A 21,745-nucleotide genomic window follows, 5' to 3' on the forward strand; every position below is an offset into this window, starting at 1 on the left:
TCAGCTCGATCTTACATTCCGGCGACTTTTTCCAGGATGCCCTCGGGCCAGGACTTCGCGAGGTCGGAAGCGAGATACTTCTCCTGCGCGAATTTGCGGAACGCCTCCTGGTCTGGTTCATAGATCTCAAGGCCGGCAGCCTTGAACTCATCCAGCAGCGCCTTTTCCTGGGCGACGTGCTGTTCCTCGCTCCATTTCATGGCCTCGTCTGCCGCCGTCTGGAAGGACTGCTGCTGTTCAGGTGTCATCTTGTCCCAAACTTCCTTGGAGATGACCAGCAGGTCGTAGCCGATCAGGTGCGAAGTCAGCACGATCTGCGACATGACCTCGTAGAACTTCATATTCTTGACGTTCGGGAGCGGGTTGTCCTGACCGTCGATCGCACCCGTCTGCAGTGCGGTATAGACCTCCGCATAGGCAACAGGAACCGGGTTGGCCCCTAGGGCCTCGCCGAGGAACTGCCAGGCGTCCCCACCCGGCATGCGCAGCTTGATGCCGGCCATGTCTTCCGGCGTGTTGATCTTCTTCTCAGGCTTCAGGCCCACCTGGCGCGCGCCGAAATAGGTCGGGCCGAGAATGTGGATACCGAGCTTGTCCTCGGCCATCTTCTTGAACTCGGCGCCGGTCTCGCTGTTGAAGAAGGCCGACAGATGTGCAGCGTCACGGAAAAGGTAAGCGGACGTGAGAACCGACCACTCCGGGATCTGCTTGGAAATGTCCTGCGGCGCGATATTACCCATCTGCAGGTTGCCGCGCTGGATTGCTACGAGTTCGGTGCCCTGCTTGAAGAGGTTACCGCCGTAATAGGGTTCCAGCTTGAAGTTCTCGCTGATCCCTTCGGCAAGCTTCTTGGTCATCTCGGCGCGGATATCCTGCTCCGAGAACACGGCCGAGAACTTGAGGACCGGCTTGTCCTGGGCCAGGGCCGGAACGGCGAGCACTGCCGCGGCGAGCATGGTTGCGCCAAACAAATGACGGCGAGTGATATTGAGCATCATGTTTTCTCCTCCTGTTTGTTTCTCTCTCATCCACCGAGCGTAGATGATCTCCTCCAGACCAACGGTGTCTCCCGTCTGCTCAAGGCAGAATGTACGGAACAGTTCGTTTGGTCAAATTCTTCCACCTGTTGCGCGTGTCTTCGCGCTGGCAATTTGTCATGTCGCGGGCACTCCTTCGGGTCGGATCTGCTTTCTCAAAGCCGCGATGCGGAAGATCGCATTGGCTGCACCGTAGCCGCGATAGCCGCGTCTTTCGACGATCTCGAAAAAGAATCCCTCAGCGAAGGTTCCGCTGTATAGCTGGAAATACTCCCCGTGCTCATCCCGGTCGTAGAGGATGTTCTCTGCCTTCATGCGCTCGGTCAATTGCGGCTCAAGACCGAAACGTGCTTCGACGTCGTCGTAGTAGTTTGGCGAGATCGGCAAGGTATGGAAGCCGTTAGCCCGCAACGCCTTGGCGGTCTTGAAGATATCGGTGCTTCTGAAGGCAAGATGCTGGATACCGGAGCCGAATTTCTCTGCTATGAAGTGGCCCGCCAGTGTTCTCCGGTTCTCGGCGCCGTTCATCGTGATCCGCAAGGAACCGTCGCGATTTTCAACGACCTGGCTCCGCACCACGCCGGCCGGATCGATGATGTCCACCATCGGCGACTTGGCGGTCTCGAAGATGGAGGTATAGAAGAGGAGCCAGGTCAGCATCTCTTCATAGGCTACGGTCTGCGCCACGTGGTCTACGGCGATCAGGTTCGCCGGGACCGGCTGGCCCTCATCGGATGCGGGGACAAAGTCCACCTCCCATATTTTGCCTAGGCTGCTCGTGCCATCGATCAAATAAACCAACCCGCCGCCGACCCCGCGGATCGCCGGGATCTCCAGTTCACCGGGTCCCACCGGCTGGCGGAACGGTTCCGCGCCCAGGGCTACAGCGCGCGCCAACGCTGCAGATGCATCCTCTACCTCCAGGGCCATGGCATAGGCTGATGTTCCGTGAACCGCATAGGCTGCGCTGGCAAACCCGACGGATTCTCGATTGACGAGGATGCGGATCTGTCCCTGCTGATAGACGCTGACCTTCTTCGTCCTGTGAACGGCGGTCTTGCGGAAACCGAGCGCATGCAGCATCGCGATCAACTGGCCGGCATCCGCCTCGCCGACAGAGAACTCGACGAAAGCCACGCCCTTCACCACGGCGCGCTCGGGCATCGGCGCAACCGAAAGCGTGGCCGCCCCCGATCTTCTCCGCACCTGATCACCGAGATAGATCAGCGATCGATGGCCATCGGCCGCGATCGCCTTGGGCGAGCCGCCGCGAAACTGATCATTGAAGATCTCAAGCGAGAAATAGCCGTCGTAGCCGGTTTCCGCGATTGCGGCGACGAAGTCGGTGACTGGCAAATCCCCCTCACCCGGCATGTTGCGGAAATGCCTGCTCCAGTAGAGAAGGTCCATGTCGATGAGCGGCGCGTCCGCGAGCTGGACGATGAAGATCTTGTCCTTCGGGACAGATCGGATCGAACCGATGTCGATCTTGCGCGCCAGCGAATGGAAACTGTCGAGGATAAGCCCGACGTTGGGATGATCGGCGCGGCGGACGATTTCCCATGCGTCACGATGATCGGAGATATGGCGACCCCACGCGAGGGCTTCATAGCCCACCCGCAGGCCGCGCTTGGCCGCCCTCTCCCCCAGTTCCCGGAAGTCCGCTGCGGCGCGATCGATCCCACCCAGCGACACAGGCGAGACGTTCGAGCAGACCAGGACGAGATCCGTCCCCAGTTCCTGCATGATATCGAATTTGCGCTCGGCACGATCGAAGGTCCGTGCACGATGCGGCTCCGGCATCCCCTCGAAATCGCGGAACGGCTGGAAAAGCGTGATCTCCAGCCCGGCGTCCCGGACCATTCGGCCGACATCGCGGGGGCTGCCGTCGAAGGCAAGAAAGTCGTTCTCGAAGATCTCGACTCCGTCAAAACCCGCCTTGGCGATCGCCTCCAGTTTTTCCGGCAGTTCACCGCTGATCGATACCGTTGCGATCGATGTCTTCATCGGCCGCCTCCCGCTGCGCGGACGGGCTGGAGCGGCCCCCGCGTCATCTCGGCGAAGTGTCGGAGCATGCGGTCCTCATCCGGTTCCAACCCGGTAAACAGTGCGAATGCGCCAACAGCCTGAAAGACTGCCATGCCGCCGCCATCCAGGATGCGGCATCCAACCTTTTCCGCCTCGATCAGCAGTTCCGTCCTCAAGGGGAAATAGACGATTTCCGCCACCCATAGGGATGGGTCGAGAAGATCGGCCGGCAGCGGCAGGCCCGGATACTTCGCCATGCCGGTCGGCGTTGCATGGATCAGGCCCGTCGCCGATGCCATCTCCCGCGAGAGGTCGCGGCCTGCCACGACTGCCCTGTCTGGAAAATGCTGCTTCATGCTTTCAGCGAGAGCTGTGGAGCGAGCCGCATCCTGATCGAAGATCGTCAGCCTCTCGGCACCTGATCGAAGGATGGCAAAGGCCGTTGCGGCGCCCGCACCTCCGGCCCCCAACTGCACGACCGACCGGGGATTGGCTCCAGGCAGGCCTCGCCGAAAGCTCTCGGCGAACCCCCACCAGTCGGTGTTGTGCCCGTGCCGCCGGCCATCGCGGAGGACGACCGTGTTGACGGCGCCAAGCGCCATGGCCTCCTCGGAAAGGGTATGGAGGAAGGGGATGACGTCCTGCTTGCAGGGGTGGGTAATGTTCAGGCCACCGAAGCCTTTCGCTTCTGCATCCGAAAGGAGGTTCGGCAGGCGCTCGTCGCCACCATCGATCCGCTCCAGATCGAGTAGAACGTAGCGATAATCCAGACCCTGCGCGCGGCCCTCTTCCATGTGCATCGCAGGCGTCAGGGAAGCCTGGATGCCCTTGCCGATAAGCCCGGCACGAAATGAGGAATGCTCGACGGCTGCCATTTCTGCATTCACCGCGGCGACGGATGATCAGGATGACCCCGGCCGACGGCGCTCCTCCCAAAACGCTGTTCTCCGTCAACGCAATAATGTACTAACTAGTTCGTGTCAATCGGTGCTCCATTGAAACCTGACCGCAAGGCCCATATGAGTCGTCGCGGAGGGCCGCGAGGATGCCCCGGGGGAAGTGACGGAAGTGGACGTGCGCAGGCCTGCTGAGCGAGAGAGCCGGAAGAACGATCCGGAGAAGACACGGGACGACATCCTGAACGTCGCGACGGAGGAGTTTTCGGCCTATGGCCTATCCGGCGGCCGCGTCGACGCGATTGCCGAAAAGACCCGCACGTCGAAGCGCATGATCTACTACTATTTCGGCAGCAAGGAGGGTCTCTACCTCGCGGTGCTCGAAAAGGCCTACCGCAAGATCCGCTCGCTCGAAGCCGATCTTGAGCTTGCCGACATGCCTCCGGTCGAGGCGCTGCGAACCCTCGTCGCCAGCACATTCGACCATGACGAGAACAATCCCGACTTCGTGCGGTTGGTCAGCATCGAGAATATCCACCACGCGAACCACATGAAGCGATCGTCCGAGATCGGCGAACTCAACCTCTCAATCGTCAGGACGATCCGCGAAATCTTGGAGAGGGGGCGCAGAGAAGGCGTCTTCCATCGCGATGTCGATGCGGTGGACCTGCACATGCTGATCAGCGCCTTCTGCTTCTTCCGCGTGTCCAACCGCTACACCTTCGGCACGATCTTTCACCGGGACCTATCGGAGCCCGCCCTTTATGATCGCCATAAGCGGATGATTTCGGATGCCGTCATCGCCTATGTGACACAACCTGTGGCGAAACAATCTTGAGGTCTTAAGGCTTAGCAGAGAGTTCAGGGCGTTGAACACCGTGAAGATCAGGCAATGACTTCAGCGGAACGCGACTAATCAGCTTCCGCGACATCGGCAGGCTTCGCCTGGCTGATCCGCATCGCGAGCGAGATCGCAAAGACGGCAGCCCCCGCGAGCAGGAAGTAGCTCTCGCCCAGCGCCAGGCGATTGTTCGAGTTCGTTGCGATGGTGATGAAGAAAAACAGACTCAGACTGTACAGGTAGAGCATGAGGCTGGCAGAGATGATCCCCTGCCGCCTCGCTACGTATATCCTGCGCACGGACACCAGGATGAAGATGGCGAGTACCAATGCACCAAAGAGGCCGTGCCTCACCAGGATCTCGAGATACCCGTTGTGGAGCAGCCGGTGGTTGGTGTCTTGATAGGTGCCCTGCCGCCATCGATCCTGCCAGAGGTTCCCCCAGCCAAACCACGGAGATGATTCCACCGTATCCAGGGCGTTGGTCCACAGCATCAGACGCTCCCGCATGGATTGGGGAGTGTCGGGATTCTCCACGGCACGTCGCATGGCGTCTCGGGGATCGACATGTCCCATTCCAAAGCTGAACAACGCGCCGGTGGCTTCTATTGTCGGACCAGCCACGCGTCTGGCATCCTCCTGCGCAACGATGATGCCCATCATTGCGACCAGCAGCACTGCAAGGACGGCCAATGCCAGACGTCTACCGTAGAATGCCAGGACCGCCAGGGACATGAAGCCCGCCACGGGGCCGAGGGCGAGCCATACCCCCTTCGACTGGGCGCCCAGAATACCGACCCCGCTCAACAACACTGTCAGGAAGCCCATTCCTAGGATCACGCCGAGACGCCACCCGTCATGGCGCCGCGTTTCCACGACGTAGAGCATCAAGCAAATGCTCGTTACCAGAAGCATGCCGCATCCGATCGCCGCATGGATGGGATTGTTGTGAAAGAGAGGGAACACGCGCTCGCCTCTCCCGAGGGCGGTCCAGTCGATGCTAGCGAGCAACCCGACAGTTCCGGCGGCGATCAAGACACTCGCCGCGGGAAAAAGGTACTGACGTGTCTTGTATAGTGCTACCCCTAGGGCCGGAAAGAAGAGCGGGAATATATACAACCACTCGGAGGTGCCGCGCGCGTCATGAACTGTCATGCCGAACAGAAAACGGATAGCAGCGTAGGCGGCCCAGAGCCAACAGAACCAGGCGAGCCAGTCACGCGAGACGAGGCGAACGTCGTCCCGAAAACGGATCATGGATAGCGAGACGAGCGCCAACGTGGCATAGCGGTAGGCGTCGCTCTCAAACAGCATGGCGGACGCCATCAGCACCCACAGCGACGGAAGAAAAAAGGGATCAGACCGAGAGACCGCGACCGCCGGCATCAGTTCAGATCCCCTTGAGCGCATATAGTATCCGTTGGAGATAGTCCTTCGCCCGCTGCCAATGTGTCGGGAGGCGCTTCCACCAGACGAACTTTCTCTCCTTGTAGCCGCTTCGGCTGGCGATGGTGCTGGCCGACCGCTTGGAGATGACGACATCCTCGTCCACGGTCAAGACTTCCGCGCCTATCGCCCAGCCCCGCTCGAGGGCAATGTCGAACGGGTACTCCATCACCTTCATCCGCTCCACCAGTCTCGCCGCGCCGGGGCGTGTGACCGCGTAGCAGGCCGCCGACCCCATAGGACCGTGAAGGGCACGACCTATCCGGTCGCCATGAGCGGTCGTTGCATAGCTCCTGAACCCGACCATTCGGTGATTGAACAGTTTGATCACATCCGCCCCCGGAACCGCAGCGAGTGCCGCCGCCGCACGCTCAGGCAGATCCGATGAAAGCCTGATGTCGTCTTCAACGATGATTGCCTGAGGTAGCCCGGCCTCAAGAAAGGTTGAGAGCGCCTTCATGTGGCTGCGATAGCACCCATACTCGCCCGGGATCATATGGCGCCCGTTGTTACGCATGAAGGCAGCTTGGTTCACGTCCGCCCAATCTCCTGCTTCGACCAAACTGCCATCGACTGCCGCGACCCTGTGGACAGCCAGGCCCAGATCAGCAGCCTCGCGAGAGAGTTCTTCCCAGCGCTCGCGGGAGCGGTCGAGGTTGATCGCGTAAATGATAGCCTGGAAGTCTTCGGCGGTGGACATCAGGACTCGTCAGAATGGGTTGAACGCAGCATTTTCGCAAAGCCTAGCAAAGCGACTACCTAGTCGCAGCCAGTGATTGATCGAGAGCTTCGTCGGACGACAGCGCCGCTGCGTTCAACCGCGCACGGAGCTTGTCAACCTTCTGACGCTTGTCGTAGCGATTAAGCAACTGCGACCAGCTTTTCAATGGAACTGCGGCGTTTTCCCCATAACCATCGATCAGAACGATCCGGGACCGCCCCGTCAGACGGTCGGAAAGCACGAGATTGTTAATTCCAAGCTCGTTGACTATAATCGGACTGCGCTCGAGCCAGTCAAAGAACTCCTCCAGCAGCAGCAATATGCTCCTGTCCAGCCGGCGGGACTTCATCAGGCTCGCGACGGTGGGCGCGAGCTCGCTGTGGAAGGTCTCGCATCGAACGGCTAACCCCGGCCCGATATCGGTGTCGACCAAGCCGATGACCTCTTCAAGATGCTGCGAGGCATGCCCCTCGGCGGCATAGAAAGCCACCTGCTCCTCCAGCACCCGCATGAAATTCTTGAGATGAAAGAAGCGGCGGCGGCGACCACGGAGAAATCCCCAGCGCGCCTTCTGACGCCTGATCGCTTCAGGCCGCACGACCTTTACAAGCATAGAAGGGTCATTCGGGTGGCGATGCACCGCCGAGTTATTGCCCCAAGCAACAGGCGCGCTATCTCCTAGGTGGATCATGCAAGGCTCCGGGACACTACGGTCGTGACGTTGCGCTGAGCCTGGTCGTGCCGATCGGCTTCAACAGTGCGCAGCTTGCGCCTTATGCGACGGTTTGGTGACGAAGTTCAAGCCGCAGCAAACTTATGCTACCGGGGGACGTCGCTCAGGTTGCCAAAGATTCTCGCTCGCCACGCCCGAATGCTGGATGCAGCAGCTCCCACCTTCAGACGTGATCTTCGTCCTGCTCCGGCTCCAGCATAGCGACAAGCTCGGCTACGCGAGGGCTTGGGAGATGGTGGCCCTCGTTGATCAGCGCCTCGTCACTGTTGAGCCAGGCCCATGCTTCCATCAGGTCCTGGAAACTCGCGCCGGTTGCCACGATCTCAGCCGCAAAACCGTCCTCGACCGGGCCCAGGACCTGCCTGATCTCTTCCTTTGTAATCGTCATTGCTGCCTCCTTCAGCGTTCGCAAGACAAGTTAGGATATCGGATTTCGTGAACAATAGGAGGCCCGTCGCTTCCGGCCGATCCACTACCATTATTGGCTCGCTACCTGGCCGGAGACATCAACTCGGCCAATTGCAGGACAGCCTGCGCCAGCGCCTGGCGTTGCTGTCGGGGAAGGCCAGCGAAGTTCTTCAGAAATACGTCTCCCATCGGCTCCGGCGCTTCGGATACCAGTCGGGAACCCTCCGGCGTGAGTCTCGTATGGACGATCCTCCGGTCGGTACCGGACCGGTATCGCTGGATCAGCCCGCGCTCCTCCAGATTATCAAGGATCGTCACCACGGTCGCCGGGCTGATGTCAGCATAGATGGAAAGTGCCACGGAGGTTACCTCCCCAAGCTCCATGATGCCCTTCATGAGGATGAGTTGCGCCGCCGTCAGCCCGCATCGCTTCGAAAGCGCCCGTGATTGAAGATCGTGGGCCCGGACGATTCGCCGGACTGCCTTCTCGACCACCCGGGCTTCCGTCTGCAACCTTTTCCGATCCGTCTCGTTTGCCGCGACATTCATGCCTTGACCATATCCATTCGATCTCTAACTATTAGATCTAGTATTATTTCAGGCCATTCAAGAGCAAGAGAGGATTGATAGGAACCGTGTGTGGGATCTGTGGTGAAGTGCGCTTTGATGGGGGACAGCCCTCGCCCCTCGTGCAGGCGAAAATGATGGATGCGATAGCGCCGAGGGGGCCGGATGGCTCCGGGTTGGTTATCCATGGCAATGCGGCGCTCGGCCACCGGCGCCTGTCCATCATCGACCTCTCGCAGAAGGCTCGCCAGCCCATGGTGGATGCCGATCTTGGCCTCACCATCGCGTTCAATGGCTGCATCTACAATTATCCCGAACTCCGCAGCGAGCTGGAAGCCAAGGGCTATCGCTTCTTTTCGCACGGCGACACCGAGGTGATCCTGAAATCATGGCATGCCTGGGGAACCGAGTGCGTGAAGCGCTTTCACGGCATGTTCGCGTTCGTCATCCACGAGCGCGACAGCGGTCGGGTCGTCATGGCGAGGGACCGGTTCGGTATCAAGCCGCTCTACTTTGCCCGGACTGGAGGTGCGATCCGGTTTGCCTCCTTCCTTCCGGCGCTTCTGAAGAGTGGCGACATCGACACTTCGATTAACAAGACGGCGCTGCATCACTACATGACCTTCCATGCGGTGGTGCCCCCGCCACACACGATCGTCAACGGTATCCAGAAGCTGCCGCCAGCGACGATCCGCGTCATCGAGGCTGATGGGCGCGAAGAAGACACCGTCTATTGGGCGCCGCCCTACCAGCGCGATCCATCAATGAGCAAGCTTTCATCGACGGAATGGCGGGATCTCGTGCTGGATGCTCTGAGAACGGCAGTTCGCCGTCGGATGGTGGCTGATGTTCCGGTAGGCGTCCTGCTTTCCGGGGGCGTCGATTCCAGCCTCATCGTCGGCCTTCTGGCAGAAATGGGCCAGAAGGACCTCATGACCTTCTCGGTAGGTTTTGAAGCCGCGAACGGAGAAAAGGGCGACGAATTCATCTATTCCGACATCGTCGCCAAGAGGTTCGGCACGGATCATCACCAGATCTTCGTGCCGTCGGAACGCCTCATGGAGGCCTTGCCGGGCGTCTTCGCGGCGATGTCCGAGCCTATGGTCTCCTACGATAATGCCGGTTTCTACCTGTTGTCGCAGGAGGTCTCGAAACATATCCGGGTGGTGCAGTCTGGCCAGGGGGCCGATGAGGTCTTCGGTGGCTATCATTGGTATCCGCCGCTTGCACAGTCGAACGACGTCAGCCACGACTATGCAAAGGTATTTTTCGATCGCTCGCACGACAAGCTTTCGCAGCACCTCAATCCTGAGTGGGTGACGGAGAGCGACGTCAGCTTCGAATTCGTTGATCGCCACCTTCGCTCCCCCGGCGCGGACACGGCTGTTGATGCCGCCCTTCGTCTCGACAGCCAGGTCATGCTGGTGGACGACCCGGTCAAACGAGTGGACAACATGACCATGGCCTGGGGCCTAGAGGCACGCGTGCCCTTCCTCGACCACGAACTCGTTGAACTGGCGGCCAAGATCCCACCGGAAGAGAAGCTGCGGGAAGGCGGCAAAGGCGTGCTTAAGGACGCAGCGCGCCTCGTCGTACCTTCGGAAGTCATCGATCGAAAGAAGGGTTACTTCCCGGTACCCCAGCTGAAATACGTCGACGGACCCTATCTCGATATGGTTCGCGATGCGTTGGGGTCGCAGGCTGCACGCGACCGCGGGATATTCCGCAAGGACTACCTGAATCAGCTGTTCGACAACCCCTCTGATCATATCACCCCGCTTCGCGGGTCGGAGCTTTGGCAGGTAGGGCTCCTTGAAATGTGGATGCAGACACAGGGGATCTGATGATGGCCAAGACCACACCAGAAGACAGGGCGGGCCGATTTCCCGCAGCGAAGGCGGTCGCCCATCGTCTCAAACGCCAACGGGTGGACTACTCCAGAGGCGGAGGCCACCCTGCGGACGCTGATATCGCGAAGGACGCAGCCCAGGTTGATTGCGGCTGGGGACGGCTGCTGTTTGCGCAGACCTTCCAGGATCCGGCTCAACTGGTGGCCGCCCTGCGCGAGGAAGCGCCGGAACGGCGGGACATAGCCGTCTATGTCAGCGATCCGCATGTCGTCCTCGCTGCCGCACCGCAGGAGCTCTTCCTCGATCCCTCCCACACATATCGTCTGGATTTGTCAACCTATCGCAACAGCCGCAAGCAGCCCCGCGGTTTCTTTGTGCGCAGGCTCTCCTCCGAGGCGGATGCGGATGCGGTCAACCGCATCTATGCGTCGCGAGGAATGGTTCCGGTGCGGCCCGACTTCTTCTGGTCGAACAGGGACAATCGCTCGATCACCTACCTCGTGGCGGAGGACGAGGTCTCGGGCGAGATCATCGGCACCGTCACGGGCATCGACCATCGCCGTGCGTTTACAGATCCGGAGCGGGGCTCGTCCCTATGGTGCCTGGCGGTGGATCCACAGGCTCGCCATGGCGGCGTCGGCGAAGCTCTGGTGCGGCGGCTGGCCGAGCATTTCAAGGCCAGGGGCTCGGCCTTCATGGACCTGTCGGTTCTGCACGACAACGAGCAGGCAATCAGCCTCTACGAAAAACTGCACTTCCGCCGGATCACGGCCTTCACCGTCAAGCGGAAGAATTCCATCAACGAGCGGCTCTACGCCAACCCGCTGGAGGAATATGACGTTCTCAACCCTTATGCGCGGCTCATCGTCAATGAGGCCCGCCGGCGCGGGATCCACGTGGAAATCACCGACGCCGAAGGTGGCTTCTTTCGGCTGACCCAGGGCGGGCGGTCCGTACACTGCCGCGAAAGCCTGTCGGAACTCACCTCCGGGGTTGCCATGTCGATCTGTGATGACAAGGCGGTGACCCGACGCGTGGTCGAGCGGGCCGGGATCCGCGTGCCGGAGCAGATGACGGCAGCCGGGAATGATGACGAACTGGCAGCCTTCATCGAGAGGCACGGCCAGGTCGTGGTCAAACCGGCCAGAGGCGAACAGGGTCGTGCAGTCGCGGTCGGGCTCGACAACCTAACGGCGGTCAAGCATGCAATCTCGGAAGCTCGCGAGGTCTGCGATCGGGTTCTCGTTGAGGCCTGTTTCGAGGGGCAGGATCTCCGTCTCGTCGTCATAGACTTCAAGCTTGTCGCCGCCGCCGTCCGACGTCCGCCCCACGTTGTTGGAAACGGGCGGCAGACGATCCGCGAACTGATCGAAGCCCTCTCGCGGCGCAGGGCAGCTGCAACCGGAGGAGAGAGCACTGTCCCGATCGATGCAGAGACGGAACGCTGCCTCGAGCTCGGCGGCTACGGGCTGGACACGGTGCTGGAAAGCGGCCAGGAGGTGCTCGTGCGCAAGGCGGCCAACCTGCACACGGGCGGCTCCATTCACGATGTCACGGGCATCGTCCATCCGCGGCTCGTCGAAGCCGCTATCTCCGCTGCACGCGCCATCGATATTCCTGTCGTCGGTATCGATTTCATGGTGCGCAATCCCACCGAGCCGGACTATGTCTTCATCGAAGCCAATGAGCGCCCGGGCCTCGCAAACCACGAGCCGCAGCCGACGGCGGAGCGGTTCCTGGACCTGCTGTTTCCAACGTCCGGGCAGCGTTACGCCAATCTCGTCCTCGGAAAGAGCTAGGCATGTCCATCGAGATTGACGAGGCTTACCTCAAGCGCCAGTTGGAGGCGCTCCTGCGCATCGCAAGTCCGACGGGCTATACCGATGAAATCGTCCACTATTGTTCCGGCGAGCTGGAACGGCTTGGCCTGAAGCCGGAGCTTACCCGCCGCGGTGCAATCAGAGCTGTCCGGCAGGGCAGCCGCCGCCACGGCGCGCGCGCGATGGTCACACATCTGGATACGCTGGGCGCACAGGTGAAATCGGTGAAGGACAATGGACGTCTGGAAGTCGTACCGATTGGCCACTGGTCAGCCCGGTTCGCTGAAGGCGCCAGGGTCACCGTCTTCAGCAGCGCCGGCAGTTTCCGCGGCACGATCCTGCCGATCAAGGCCTCGGGCCACACATTCAATGATGAGGTCGATACGCTTCCTGTCGGGTGGCGCTATGTGGAGCTTCGCATCGATGCAGTGACAACCTCGCGGCAGGAAACCCTGGCCTTAGGGATCGACGTCGGCGATGTCATCGCGATCGATCCTGCTCCGGAGTTTCTGGAAAACGGCTTCATCAACTCGCGTCATCTCGACGACAAGGCGGGCGTGGCAATCGCTCTTGCGGCAATCGAAGCTCTTGAGCGGACTCCAGCAACAACACCGGTCGATACCTATTGGCTCTTCACGATTGCAGAAGAGGTCGGCGTCGGGGCCTCATCGATCCTGACCGGAGACATTGCCTCCATGCTGACCATCGACAACGGGACCAGCGCCCCGGGGCAGAACTCCGCCGAATTCGGCGTGACCATAGCCATGGCGGACCAATCAGGACCGTTCGACTATCACCTGACCAAGAAGCTCGTCGATCTGTGCCAGAGCGAAGGCATTCCCTATCAGAAGGATGTCTTCCGCTACTATCGTTCCGACTCCGCCTCTGCGATCGAAGCGGGCCATGATGTGCGCACGGCCCTTGCCACCTTCGGAATAGACGCGTCCCATGGGTATGAGCGAATTCATATGCATGCGCTCGTCTCGGTAGCCCGCCTCGTTGCGGCATTCGCCGTCAGCCGAGTGGAGATAAAGCGGGATGCAAGGGAGATTTCCGGCGTCGAGGGCTTCACGCACCAGCCGACCGAGGAGGCTGACAATCCGCTGCCGCCTGAATTCGGTTCAACCGGCTCCCGAAATACCTAGAGCCGGTTGAGACACGCGTTTTAGCCAAAGTCCCGATCAGGCAGCCATCTGGCGGCAGCTCTCGGCGCATCTGCGGCAGGCGTCCACGCAAGCCCGCATGTCGCCTACTTGCTCGCAATCGTTCGCACATTCGGTGCAGATTTCCGCGCATTCGCGGCATGTATGCTTGTGATGCTCCGTGCCAATCAGCATGAAGTGTGCCGACGTCCGGCAGATTTCCGCGCAGGCCATCATCAGCCGAAAGTGTGCAGGTTCCGTGTGTTTTCCGCCGGTCTCCAGGCAGTGGCTCATCGCCATCGAGAGGCAGACGCTGTAGCAGTTCAGGCAGTTGTCTATGCATTCCTTCATCTTGGGGTCCATCGCGGCCATCCTAATCCTCCTGGGTTCTCTGCAGGAAGGGGTAACAGAAGACGCACGCGGAGGTTCCCATGTGATGCGGCCGGTCTAGGATTGCCGCGGCCGTTCGGCCGTCACAGCGGCGACAACACGTTGGAAGAGCGAGCTTCCGGCAATCTCCTCCAGCGGAAGACGCAGCTTCAACCGCCAGTTCGGGTAGGCCTCCGATGTTCCCGGCACGTTCGTCTGGCGGTCCTCTCCGACCAGATCCGCAAGTCGCAGAGCGACCGTGACGCTGGGCGAGCGGGCCAGCAGCCGGTGCATTGCGACAAACAGTTCCTCGGAGATAGCGCCCGCTGGCTCGGAGATCGAGCCGACGGCTGCAGAAGACAATCCAGCGTCCTGTAGGGCCTGGATGAAGGCGCTGCGCCGTCCCTGCCTTTCACGCAGTGACGCTTCTGCTCCCGGTTCGTCCGTAAGGCCGAATTCCCTTGCGAGCCGGATGTCGTCACCGCGCCACCAGCCGATCAAGGGCGGCAAATCATGGGTGGACAGGCAGGCCAAGGAAAGGTGTGGGACGGCAGGCGACCCGACAACCTCATCCACCGGCTCGAAGTAGAGGACGCGATAGCCGAGAATCTGCGCCTTCGCCATCATGTCGCGGAAGCCGTCCGGCACGTTGCCGAGGTCCTCTCCGATAACGATCGTGCCGCGCCTGTGGCTCTCTGCGGCAAGGGTAACGACCATGTCCTGGAACGGATAACGGAGATAGCCGCCGACCGCCGGTGTCTCTCCTTCCGGCAGCAGGAAGAGCTGCCAGAGTCCCATGGCATGATCGATGCGCAGAGCGCCGGCAAACCGCATGGACGCATCCAGGAGCTCGGCATAGGGCCGCATGTCTTTTGCCTTCAACGCAGCGGGCGACAGGGCCACGAGGCCCCAGTCCTGCCCCGAGGTGCTGAAGACATCCGGCGGCGCCCCAACCCTGAGCCCCTGCAGGACGAGTTCCGGCGTGCTCCAGCTCGAGGAGCCGTCCGGAGCCTCCCCTACCGCAAGATCGAAGTACAAGCCGATCCGCATGCCCGTGCTACGCGCGCAATGCTCGGCTTCCTGCAACTGCTCAGCAGCGACCCACTGCAGCCAGCAATGGAATTCCACTTCGTCTGCATGATCGTCAGCGAAGCGTTTTACCGTGTCGCTATCCTTGGACCGGAATTCTGCGGGCCAGTCGGTCCATCCGCCACCATGACCACGTTCGACCATCGCCAACGATAGCGCTTCGAAGAGCGCATGCAGACGAAGCTCCTCCCCGGCGCCCGATCGGAACCGCTCAAACGTCTCGCGTCCGGCCGTCGCCTCCGCGCTTGCCTGCCAGACCTTCCGCAGCACCGGCAGCTTGAGCCGTGTTACTCCCTCGTAGTCTACAAACTCGGCTTCCTGCAGCGTTGCGAGCGAATCCTGATCCACCCACGCCGCCTCGTAGCCAGGCAGCTTGTCAACCGCGATGTAGAGAGGATTGAGGAACTTCCTGTTCGATGGGGAATAGGGGCTGCAGCGGGTGGGTTGGGAGAGGAAGAGCGCATGCACAGGGCTCAGTCCGACGAAGTCAGCTCCAGCCGCGGCCGCAATCTCGCAAGCAGCTTTCAGATCCTCGAAATCCCCAAGGCCCCAACTGCGGGCCGACCTAAGTTCGTAGAGCTGCAGGGAAATTCCCCACACCTTCTCCTTCTCAAGGAAAGTGGGCAGATAGCATTTCGTCGCCTCATCGAGCTCCATGCGCGGCGGCGACAGATTTTCTGCCTCCCGCGACACCTTCCCCAGGGCGCGAAGCATGAGTTCGCGCGTGGCGGTCGGCACGTTCTGCACCTTGCCTTGCAGATCCTGATAGGTAGCCGGGATGCCGTGGCCGATCGCAACCTCGTCAAAATCATCCAGCCGATCCGTACCCTTCGTGCTGCTCATCGCCACCTCGCCCTGCTGCAAGCGATGAACCGGATGGCTCCCGTGTTTGTTCCAGGCTTCCGTGCAAGCCAATCACTGATTGACGGCATGCGGTGGCGGGTTGCCCGGCTCCTCCGAGACCGTTGCCTGGAAGGTACGGAAGCCAATGATGACGATCGCGAGCACGAGGACGAGAGCGCCGATGACAAGGTAGCGAAGGTTCATGATACCTCTCCTGGGAATTCGGCGCCAACCAGCCGATCCAGCAAAGGTTCCGGGCCGTGGTCTAACGAGCGGCCACGCCGCCGTATTCGTGCGCCCACTGGCCTATGCGCTCCAGTCCGGCCCGAAGCAGCGCATCTGCGGCTGATGCGTCTTTCGCCTCGACGTAGCAGCGCATCTCGGGCGCATTTCCGGACGGCCTGAAGTGAATGATCCTTCCATCGACGAGTGCCACCCTCAGACCATCGATGTCGGAGGTCTCCTTGATCGGTCCGATCGGTTCCAGGAACGACTCGAGATTTCCGCGATCCGCTCGCAGATGGGCCATGAGCGCAGCGCTCGTTTCCGTCGGGAAGTTCTCCAATCGGTCAGAGGCGGCAATCGGCAGCGCGAATTGAGCGGCGATCTTCGAGAGAGGCAGCCCCCTGTCCACACGCAGTGCAAGCACCGCGAGAATGGGCAGGAAGCAGTCTCGCGTTGGCAGCGCACGGAAGACCTGCCCGTTCACCTGGAAATCAGATGCGGTCAAAACCCCACCATTGGCTTCGAAGCCCATCACGCCGTGCCTTCCGGCTGCCACGGCCTCCTGCATCGCCGCAATTACATAGGGGGAGCCCACACGCGTCCGGGTGACTGCGAATGACCCTGCTGCCTCAATCCCCGAGTTGGAGGTCACCGGAGTGACGACCACGTCCGCGCCTAGGAAGTTCGCGGCGATCAGGCCCAGCAGATCACCGCGAAGCGGTATGCCTGCTTCGTCTGCCACCAGCGGGCGGTCGCCGTCGCCATCGGCCGATACGATGGCATCGAGCTCCAATTCCGCGCTCCACTGCCGCAACGCGTTGATCGTGTCGGCTGAAACCGCTTCGGTATCCACCGGAATGAAGGTCTGCGAACGTCCCAGAGCCATGACGTCGGCGCCGTAGAAGCGCAGCACGTCCACGAGCAGGTCCCGCGCCACCGTGCTGTGCTGGTAGACCCCGATCCGAAGTCCCTCCAAGGCATTCTGCGGGAGGAGCGCGATATTCCTGTCCCGAAAGAGTGCAAGGCATTCGCGCGAGTGATCGGCGGGTGCATGAGACGTCGGACCGACCTCCGATCCCTTGGCGGCAAGCGCGCTGATCGCCTGCTCGTCCTGTTTGTCGATCTCGCCATCCGGGCGATAGAACTTGATGCCGTTGCGGTCGGCGGGGATATGCGAGCCGGTGACCATCAGCGACGCTGCGCCACGCTTGAGGCCGTAAAGCGCCAGAGCGGGAGTGGGAAGCTCGCCGCAATCGACAACCCGGAAGCCCAAGCCCGACAATGCCGCGCTGCAGTTCGATGCGATCGCGGGGCTAGAGGGACGAAAGTCCTTTGCCAGCAGGATCTCGGAGCCCTGCTTCGCTTGTCCACTCTCCAGGAGATACCGTCCAAAGGCTGCGGCGTAGGCGCCGGAAACAGGTCCTTCGAGATCGACCGAAAGGCCCCGAAGGCCGCTGGTTCCAAACTTCATGCGCTCGCTCCGCTCATCTTGCCGCTGTGCGGATCTGTATCTGCCCCCCGACAACGCGACAAGAGAACCGAAGATGGACGCTTTCAGACAATCGCAAGCCTGTGGCGATTTTTCATTTGCGCCGCAGCATCCTCCCCGGCATGTTCGCGCCATCGGTATTTGGATTGAAAGTGCAGACATGGCAGCGGATGCAATCGTCCTGGGCGCAGGCATCATAGGGGTTTCGACGGCGCTACAATTGGCGCGGCGCGGCAAGTCGGTCGTCCTTGTCGACCGCAGGGGTCCGGGTGAAGAGACATCTTACGGGAATGCGGGGCTCATCCAGCGGGAGGGCGTCGTCCCCTACGGGTTTCCGCAGCAGTTCGGCCTGATCCTGCGCTACGCCCTGAACAACCGCATCGATGCTCACTATCACTGGCGCGCCATCCCGCATGTCACGTCCTTCCTGGCGAAGTACTGGTGGCATTCCAACCTCAGCCGGCATCAGCTGATCGCGCGGGCCTACGCTCCGCTGATCGAGCACTCGATCTCCACCCACAACGAGCTGATAGAAGAAGCCGGTGCACAGGACCTCATCGCCAAGAGTGGCTGGACGGAACTCTTCCGCACCTCCGCAAAGCGCGATGGCGAATTGAAGGAAGCGGCACGGCTGCGCCAGGAATACGGGGTCACGTTCCGGGAGCTGACGTCAGCCGACATCAGTGTAGAGGAGCCCGATATCAGCGGCGACTTCGTCGGCGGCCTGAAGTGGGAAGATCCGTGGTCCGTCCGCGACCCCTATGCACTGACCATGGCATATGTTCGCCTGTTCGAGAAACTTGGTGGGCGGGTCCTCAGGGGTGATGCCCGCAGCCTGTCGCAGACGGCGACCGGCTGGCGCATGGTTGCCGGAGACGGTACCGTCGAAGCAAAGGATGTGGTGGTTGCGCTCGGCCCGTGGTCCGACACCGTGACGAAGCCACTCGGCTACCGCTTCCTCGTCGGCGTCAAGCGTGGCTATCACATGCACTACGGAACCAGGGTGGGCGCAAAGCTCAATGGCTGGACCATGGATGCGGAGAAGGGCTATTTCCTCGCGCCGATGAACCAGGGTATCCGCCTGACCACCGGAGCTGAATTCGCGCTTCGCGATGCCCGCAAGACACCGGTCCAGCTGGAGCGGGCAGAAGCGGTCGCCCGCACGGTCTTCCCGCTTGGCGAGCGCCTGGACCCGGAACCTTGGATGGGTGCACGCCCCTGCACGCCGGACATGATGCCGGTCATCGGTCAGGCGCCGCGTCACAAGGGCCTCTGGTTCGCCTTCGGCCATGCCCACCACGGTTTGACGCTTGGCCCGGTAACCGGCCAGGTCATCGCGGAAGCCATTGTGGGGGAACAGACCCTCATCGACATCTCGGCCTACCGGCCCGAGCGCTTCGAGGCCTGACTGCTGGCCTTCCTGCCAGAATGACGCTAGACTTTGAAATAGGGGAAGGCGGGCATTGTCCCGCGACATAAAGAATGGCTCGATATCTCATCTACAATGCCAGAACCGTCCATCGTTAGCGGGCCACCCGGCCCGGCGCTTCGGCGCCTACGGAAACGGCTTCTTGGTGTTACATGGATGATATAAGTTCAGCGCAGGTTTTCTTAGACAGCAATCCGGACATCGAAGTCCTCGAGGCATTCGTCATAGACGTCAATGGCGTGCCGCGCGGCAAATGGATTCCGCGCGAGCGGGCTCTCGACATCCTGTCCAAGGGCATGGCGATGCCAAGATCCGTCTATGCACTGGATGTGTGGGGACGGGATGTGAATGCGGCCGGGCTCGCCGAGGGCACCGGCGACCCGGACGGCCTTTGTTTTCCAGTTCCCGGCACGCTTTCGCGCGTGACCTGGCTGAACCGGCCAACCGCCCAGGTTCTTCTCGGGATGCGTGATCCGGATGGCCAGGGCTTCTACGGCGATCCTCGGCAGATCCTCGCCAATGTCCTCAAGGGGTTCACGAAGCTGGGACTGACCCCGGTGGTGGCGACGGAGCTCGAGTTCTACCTGATCGATCCGGTACGTTCGGCGCTCGATCCCGTGCGCCCGCCGAATTCCCGCGATGGCCGTTGGCATACGGGCCAGACTCAGGTTCTGTCGATCTCTGAATTGCAGGACTTCGAGTCGGTCTTCCACGGGATTGCCAGTGCTGCACGCGCCCAAGGTATTCCCGCAGACACGACACTGCGCGAGAATGGGCCGGGCCAGTACGAGATCAACCTCAACCATGTTCCCGACGCGTTGAAGGCAGCCGACTTCGCGGTTCTCCTCAAGCGGATCGTCAAGGGCGTGGCGCGGGCAAACGACCTCGATGCCACCTTCATGGCCAAGCCCTACGGCAGCCAGGCGGGGAGCGGAATGCACGTGCATTTTTCGCTGATCGACGAGACGGGGACCAATGTCTACGCGGGAGAGGACGGCCCTGCGGAACGTCTGTTCCACTCCGTCGGCGGCCTTCTTGAAAACATGAACGACAGCATGGCGGTCTTTGCGCCGCACGCCAATTCCTATCGACGCCTGCGGCCCAGCGAGCACGCACCCACCTACGCGTCCTGGGGCTTCGACAATCGCTCGGCGGCGGTGCGGGTCATCACCGCGAGCCGACCGGCCACCCGTATCGAGCATCGGGTGGCGGGATCCGATACCAATCCGTATCTCGTGCTGGCGATGATCCTCAATGCAGCGCTGACCGGCATACGCGAGAAGCGCAATCCTGGCGGGGCGATTACCGGGGACGACCACGCGGTCAGCCACGAGCCCCTGCCGACCAACTGGGACTATGCGGTGCAGCAGTTCGCGAAGTCGACATTCGCCTATGCCACCCTCGGCCCCAAGTATCGTGCGCTCTACACCGCCTGCAAGCAGCAGGAGATCCAGGAGTTCTCGCTTCGGGTGACCGACGTGGAGTATGACGCCTACATCCGGACGGTATGAGATGAGTTTCAAGACCAGCGACAATCCCCGGCACACGAATTCCTGGTACGCGGCAACCGCCAACGACAAGCGGGTACGCCCTGCCCTCCAGGAAGATCTGGAGACCGATGTCTGCATCATTGGTGCGGGCTTCACAGGAATCTCGGCCGCCATCGAGCTCAGCGAACGGGGCTACCGCGTGGTTGTTCTGGAGGCGGAACGCATCGGCTATGGTGCATCTGGGCGAAATGGCGGGCAGATCGTTAACGGCTATAGCCGTGACCTGCAAACGATCGCCTCCCGATACGGACAGGAGAAGGCGGTCGCCCTCGGCGCCATGTCGCTTGAAGGCGGCGAGATCATCCGTAGTCGCGTTTCGACCTACAACATCGACTGCGATCTCATCCCGGGCGGCTTCTTCGCAGCGTTTACGGCCAAGCAGATCCGGGAAATGGAGGCCCACAAGCGGCACTGGGAGCAGCACGGCCACGGCGGACTGGAAATGGTCTCGAAGCAGGAGGTCAGCCGCTATGTCCAGACAGACCGCTATGCCGGCGGCATGATCGACCGGCTGGGGGGGCACATTCATCCCCTTAACCTGGTCGTCGGCGAGGCCGCGGCGGCGGAAGGCCTCGGCGCGCGTATCTTCGAAGGCTCGCGCGCTGTCGCGCTGGAGGATGGAGAACGACCGATCGTTCGTACAGAGGAAGGATCGGTCAGGTCCGCCTACGTGCTCGTCTGCGGCAATGCCTATCTATCCCCCCTCCTGCCGGAGATCCACGGGCGCATGATGCCGGTGTCGAGCCAGGTCATGGCGACCGAACCCCTCGAGGAGGGGCTGGTACAATCCCTGCTGCCGGCAAACTACTGCGTGGAGGACGCCAACTATATCCTCGACTACTACCGCCGGACCGCCGACAATCGCCTGCTCTATGGCGGTGGCATCGGATATGGCGGGCATGATCCGAAGGACCTGACGAGCGTCATCCGGCCGAACATGCTGAAGACATTCCCGCAGCTAAAGGATGTCCGGATCGATTATGCGTGGAGCGGCAATTTCGCGCTGACCCTGACGCGGATCCCGCATATGGGGCGCCTGTCCGACAAAGTCTATTTCTCGCATGGCGACAGTGGCCACGGTGTCACGACCACCCACCTGCTCGGCAAGATCCTCGGCGAGGCGGTTGCCGGTCACGCTGAACGCTTCGATATTTGGGCGTCGCTTCCCAATCTTCCTTTCCCGGGCGGAAAGACGTTCCGGGTTCCGCTCACCGTACTCGGTGCCTGGTGGTACGGGCTGCGCGACCGCCTTGGACTATGATG

The 21,745-nt window shown here is 61.3% G+C and carries 19 protein-coding genes; 7 read left to right on the forward strand and 12 right to left on the reverse strand.

Features of this window, described 5'->3' with window-relative positions:
- Positions 1–11: 11 nt before the first annotated feature.
- From dctP to ACEPP2_RS01410, 3 genes are all read right to left on the reverse strand, one after another.
- Positions 12–998 (reverse strand): TRAP transporter substrate-binding protein DctP, encoded by a 987-nt coding sequence (dctP, locus tag ACEPP2_RS01400; protein ID WP_395515568.1) that lies wholly within the window; start codon positions 996–998, stop codon positions 12–14.
- Positions 999–1,154: 156 nt separating this feature from the next.
- Complete coding sequence (locus ACEPP2_RS01405) at positions 1,155–3,044, reverse strand: bifunctional sugar phosphate isomerase/epimerase/4-hydroxyphenylpyruvate dioxygenase family protein (RefSeq protein WP_395515569.1); 1,890 nt, start codon at positions 3,042–3,044, stop codon at positions 1,155–1,157.
- Positions 3,041–3,940 carry a shikimate dehydrogenase gene (locus ACEPP2_RS01410; RefSeq protein ID WP_395515570.1) on the reverse strand — a complete coding sequence of 300 codons (900 nt, stop codon included), beginning with the start codon at positions 3,938–3,940 and terminating at the stop codon, positions 3,041–3,043. The genes ACEPP2_RS01405 and ACEPP2_RS01410 overlap by 4 nt, the downstream gene beginning before the upstream one ends.
- 199 nt (positions 3,941–4,139) lie before the next feature.
- Here ACEPP2_RS01410 and ACEPP2_RS01415 point away from each other — a divergent pair, with 199 nt between their 5' ends.
- Positions 4,140–4,799 (forward strand): TetR family transcriptional regulator, encoded by a 660-nt coding sequence (locus ACEPP2_RS01415; protein ID WP_395515571.1) that lies wholly within the window; start codon positions 4,140–4,142, stop codon positions 4,797–4,799.
- Positions 4,800–4,873: 74 nt separating this feature from the next.
- Here the strand turns inward: ACEPP2_RS01415 and ACEPP2_RS01420 are convergent, their stop codons facing one another.
- From ACEPP2_RS01420 to ACEPP2_RS01440, 5 genes are all read right to left on the reverse strand, one after another.
- On the reverse strand, positions 4,874–6,187 hold the full coding sequence (locus ACEPP2_RS01420; RefSeq protein WP_395515572.1) for an O-antigen ligase family protein: 1,314 nt from the start codon (positions 6,185–6,187) through the stop codon (positions 4,874–4,876).
- Between the two features lie 4 nt (positions 6,188–6,191).
- Entirely contained in the window at positions 6,192–6,947 is a 756-nt protein-coding gene (locus tag ACEPP2_RS01425; RefSeq protein WP_395515573.1) for a glycosyltransferase family 25 protein, read from the reverse strand.
- A 55-nt stretch (positions 6,948–7,002) separates the two neighbouring features.
- A complete protein-coding gene (locus ACEPP2_RS01430) occupies positions 7,003–7,659 on the reverse strand; it encodes a YrbL family protein (RefSeq protein ID WP_395515574.1) in 657 nt (218 codons plus the stop codon).
- Between the two features lie 205 nt (positions 7,660–7,864).
- Positions 7,865–8,089: a hypothetical protein gene (locus ACEPP2_RS01435; protein ID WP_395515575.1), complete on the reverse strand. Its 225-nt coding sequence runs from the start codon at positions 8,087–8,089 to the stop codon at positions 7,865–7,867.
- 101 nt (positions 8,090–8,190) lie between these two features.
- On the reverse strand, positions 8,191–8,658 hold the full coding sequence (locus ACEPP2_RS01440; protein ID WP_395515576.1) for a MarR family winged helix-turn-helix transcriptional regulator: 468 nt from the start codon (positions 8,656–8,658) through the stop codon (positions 8,191–8,193).
- A gap of 86 nt (positions 8,659–8,744) precedes the next feature.
- Between ACEPP2_RS01440 and ACEPP2_RS01445 the strand changes: the two genes are divergently transcribed.
- From ACEPP2_RS01445 to ACEPP2_RS01455, 3 genes are read left to right on the forward strand one after another with little or no spacing between them, the layout of a single operon-like run.
- The gene (locus ACEPP2_RS01445) at positions 8,745–10,520 is read left to right on the forward strand and encodes an N-acetylglutaminylglutamine amidotransferase (protein WP_077549133.1); all 1,776 of its coding nucleotides are present in this window, start codon (positions 8,745–8,747) and stop codon (positions 10,518–10,520) included.
- A 2-nt stretch (positions 10,521–10,522) separates the two neighbouring features.
- Positions 10,523–12,325, forward strand: coding sequence for an N-acetylglutaminylglutamine synthetase (gene ngg, locus ACEPP2_RS01450; RefSeq protein ID WP_152341986.1), 1,803 nt, complete (start codon positions 10,523–10,525; stop codon positions 12,323–12,325).
- Positions 12,326–12,327: 2 nt separating this feature from the next.
- The gene (locus ACEPP2_RS01455; protein ID WP_395515577.1) at positions 12,328–13,491 is read left to right on the forward strand and encodes an osmoprotectant NAGGN system M42 family peptidase; all 1,164 of its coding nucleotides are present in this window, start codon (positions 12,328–12,330) and stop codon (positions 13,489–13,491) included.
- 36 nt (positions 13,492–13,527) lie between these two features.
- On the opposite strand, the gene ACEPP2_RS01460 is transcribed toward ACEPP2_RS01455, so the two are convergent.
- The 4 genes from ACEPP2_RS01460 to ACEPP2_RS01475 form a co-directional block, all read right to left on the reverse strand.
- Positions 13,528–13,860 (reverse strand): four-helix bundle copper-binding protein, encoded by a 333-nt coding sequence (locus ACEPP2_RS01460; protein WP_077549131.1) that lies wholly within the window; start codon positions 13,858–13,860, stop codon positions 13,528–13,530.
- A gap of 75 nt (positions 13,861–13,935) precedes the next feature.
- The gene (gene malQ, locus ACEPP2_RS01465) at positions 13,936–15,789 is read right to left on the reverse strand and encodes a 4-alpha-glucanotransferase (protein WP_395515578.1); all 1,854 of its coding nucleotides are present in this window, start codon (positions 15,787–15,789) and stop codon (positions 13,936–13,938) included.
- Positions 15,790–15,861: 72 nt separating this feature from the next.
- Positions 15,862–15,993, reverse strand: a complete 132-nt coding sequence (locus ACEPP2_RS01470) for a hypothetical protein (RefSeq protein ID WP_395515579.1) — start codon at positions 15,991–15,993, stop codon at positions 15,862–15,864.
- A gap of 61 nt (positions 15,994–16,054) precedes the next feature.
- Positions 16,055–17,485, reverse strand: coding sequence for a phosphomannomutase (locus tag ACEPP2_RS01475; protein WP_395515580.1), 1,431 nt, complete (start codon positions 17,483–17,485; stop codon positions 16,055–16,057).
- A gap of 178 nt (positions 17,486–17,663) precedes the next feature.
- Here ACEPP2_RS01475 and ACEPP2_RS01480 point away from each other — a divergent pair, with 178 nt between their 5' ends.
- From ACEPP2_RS01480 to ACEPP2_RS01490, 3 genes are all read left to right on the forward strand, one after another.
- The gene (locus tag ACEPP2_RS01480; RefSeq protein ID WP_395515581.1) at positions 17,664–18,911 is read left to right on the forward strand and encodes an NAD(P)/FAD-dependent oxidoreductase; all 1,248 of its coding nucleotides are present in this window, start codon (positions 17,664–17,666) and stop codon (positions 18,909–18,911) included.
- 173 nt (positions 18,912–19,084) lie between these two features.
- Positions 19,085–20,443, forward strand: coding sequence for a glutamine synthetase family protein (locus ACEPP2_RS01485; protein ID WP_052637026.1), 1,359 nt, complete (start codon positions 19,085–19,087; stop codon positions 20,441–20,443).
- A gap of 1 nt (position 20,444) precedes the next feature.
- Complete coding sequence (locus ACEPP2_RS01490; RefSeq protein ID WP_395515582.1) at positions 20,445–21,743, forward strand: NAD(P)/FAD-dependent oxidoreductase; 1,299 nt, start codon at positions 20,445–20,447, stop codon at positions 21,741–21,743.
- Positions 21,744–21,745 lie beyond the last annotated feature (2 nt).

Source organism: Pseudorhizobium flavum, assembly GCF_044142885.1.
Taxonomy (GTDB): domain Bacteria; phylum Pseudomonadota; class Alphaproteobacteria; order Rhizobiales; family Rhizobiaceae; genus Neorhizobium; species Neorhizobium flavum.

Bases quoted from the DNA above. Each gene is read 5' to 3' on its own strand.
- dctP (WP_395515568.1), bottom strand. From the start codon at position 998: ATGATGCTCAATATCACTCGCCGTCATTTGTTTGGCGCAACCATGCTC.
- ACEPP2_RS01405 (WP_395515569.1), bottom strand. From the start codon at position 3,044: ATGAAGACATCGATCGCAACGGTATCGATCAGCGGTGAACTGCCGGAA.
- ACEPP2_RS01410 (WP_395515570.1), bottom strand. From the start codon at position 3,940: ATGGCAGCCGTCGAGCATTCCTCATTTCGTGCCGGGCTTATCGGCAAG.
- ACEPP2_RS01420 (WP_395515572.1), bottom strand. From the start codon at position 6,187: ATGCCGGCGGTCGCGGTCTCTCGGTCTGATCCCTTTTTTCTTCCGTCG.
- ACEPP2_RS01425 (WP_395515573.1), bottom strand. From the start codon at position 6,947: ATGTCCACCGCCGAAGACTTCCAGGCTATCATTTACGCGATCAACCTC.
- ACEPP2_RS01430 (WP_395515574.1), bottom strand. From the start codon at position 7,659: ATGATCCACCTAGGAGATAGCGCGCCTGTTGCTTGGGGCAATAACTCG.
- ACEPP2_RS01435 (WP_395515575.1), bottom strand. From the start codon at position 8,089: ATGACGATTACAAAGGAAGAGATCAGGCAGGTCCTGGGCCCGGTCGAG.
- ACEPP2_RS01440 (WP_395515576.1), bottom strand. From the start codon at position 8,658: ATGAATGTCGCGGCAAACGAGACGGATCGGAAAAGGTTGCAGACGGAA.
- ngg (WP_152341986.1), top strand. From the start codon at position 10,523: ATGGCCAAGACCACACCAGAAGACAGGGCGGGCCGATTTCCCGCAGCG.
- ACEPP2_RS01455 (WP_395515577.1), top strand. From the start codon at position 12,328: ATGTCCATCGAGATTGACGAGGCTTACCTCAAGCGCCAGTTGGAGGCG.
- ACEPP2_RS01460 (WP_077549131.1), bottom strand. From the start codon at position 13,860: ATGGCCGCGATGGACCCCAAGATGAAGGAATGCATAGACAACTGCCTG.
- malQ (WP_395515578.1), bottom strand. From the start codon at position 15,789: ATGAGCAGCACGAAGGGTACGGATCGGCTGGATGATTTTGACGAGGTT.
- ACEPP2_RS01470 (WP_395515579.1), bottom strand. From the start codon at position 15,993: ATGAACCTTCGCTACCTTGTCATCGGCGCTCTCGTCCTCGTGCTCGCG.
- ACEPP2_RS01475 (WP_395515580.1), bottom strand. From the start codon at position 17,485: ATGAAGTTTGGAACCAGCGGCCTTCGGGGCCTTTCGGTCGATCTCGAA.
- ACEPP2_RS01480 (WP_395515581.1), top strand. From the start codon at position 17,664: ATGGCAGCGGATGCAATCGTCCTGGGCGCAGGCATCATAGGGGTTTCG.
- ACEPP2_RS01485 (WP_052637026.1), top strand. From the start codon at position 19,085: ATGGATGATATAAGTTCAGCGCAGGTTTTCTTAGACAGCAATCCGGAC.
- ACEPP2_RS01490 (WP_395515582.1), top strand. From the start codon at position 20,445: ATGAGTTTCAAGACCAGCGACAATCCCCGGCACACGAATTCCTGGTAC.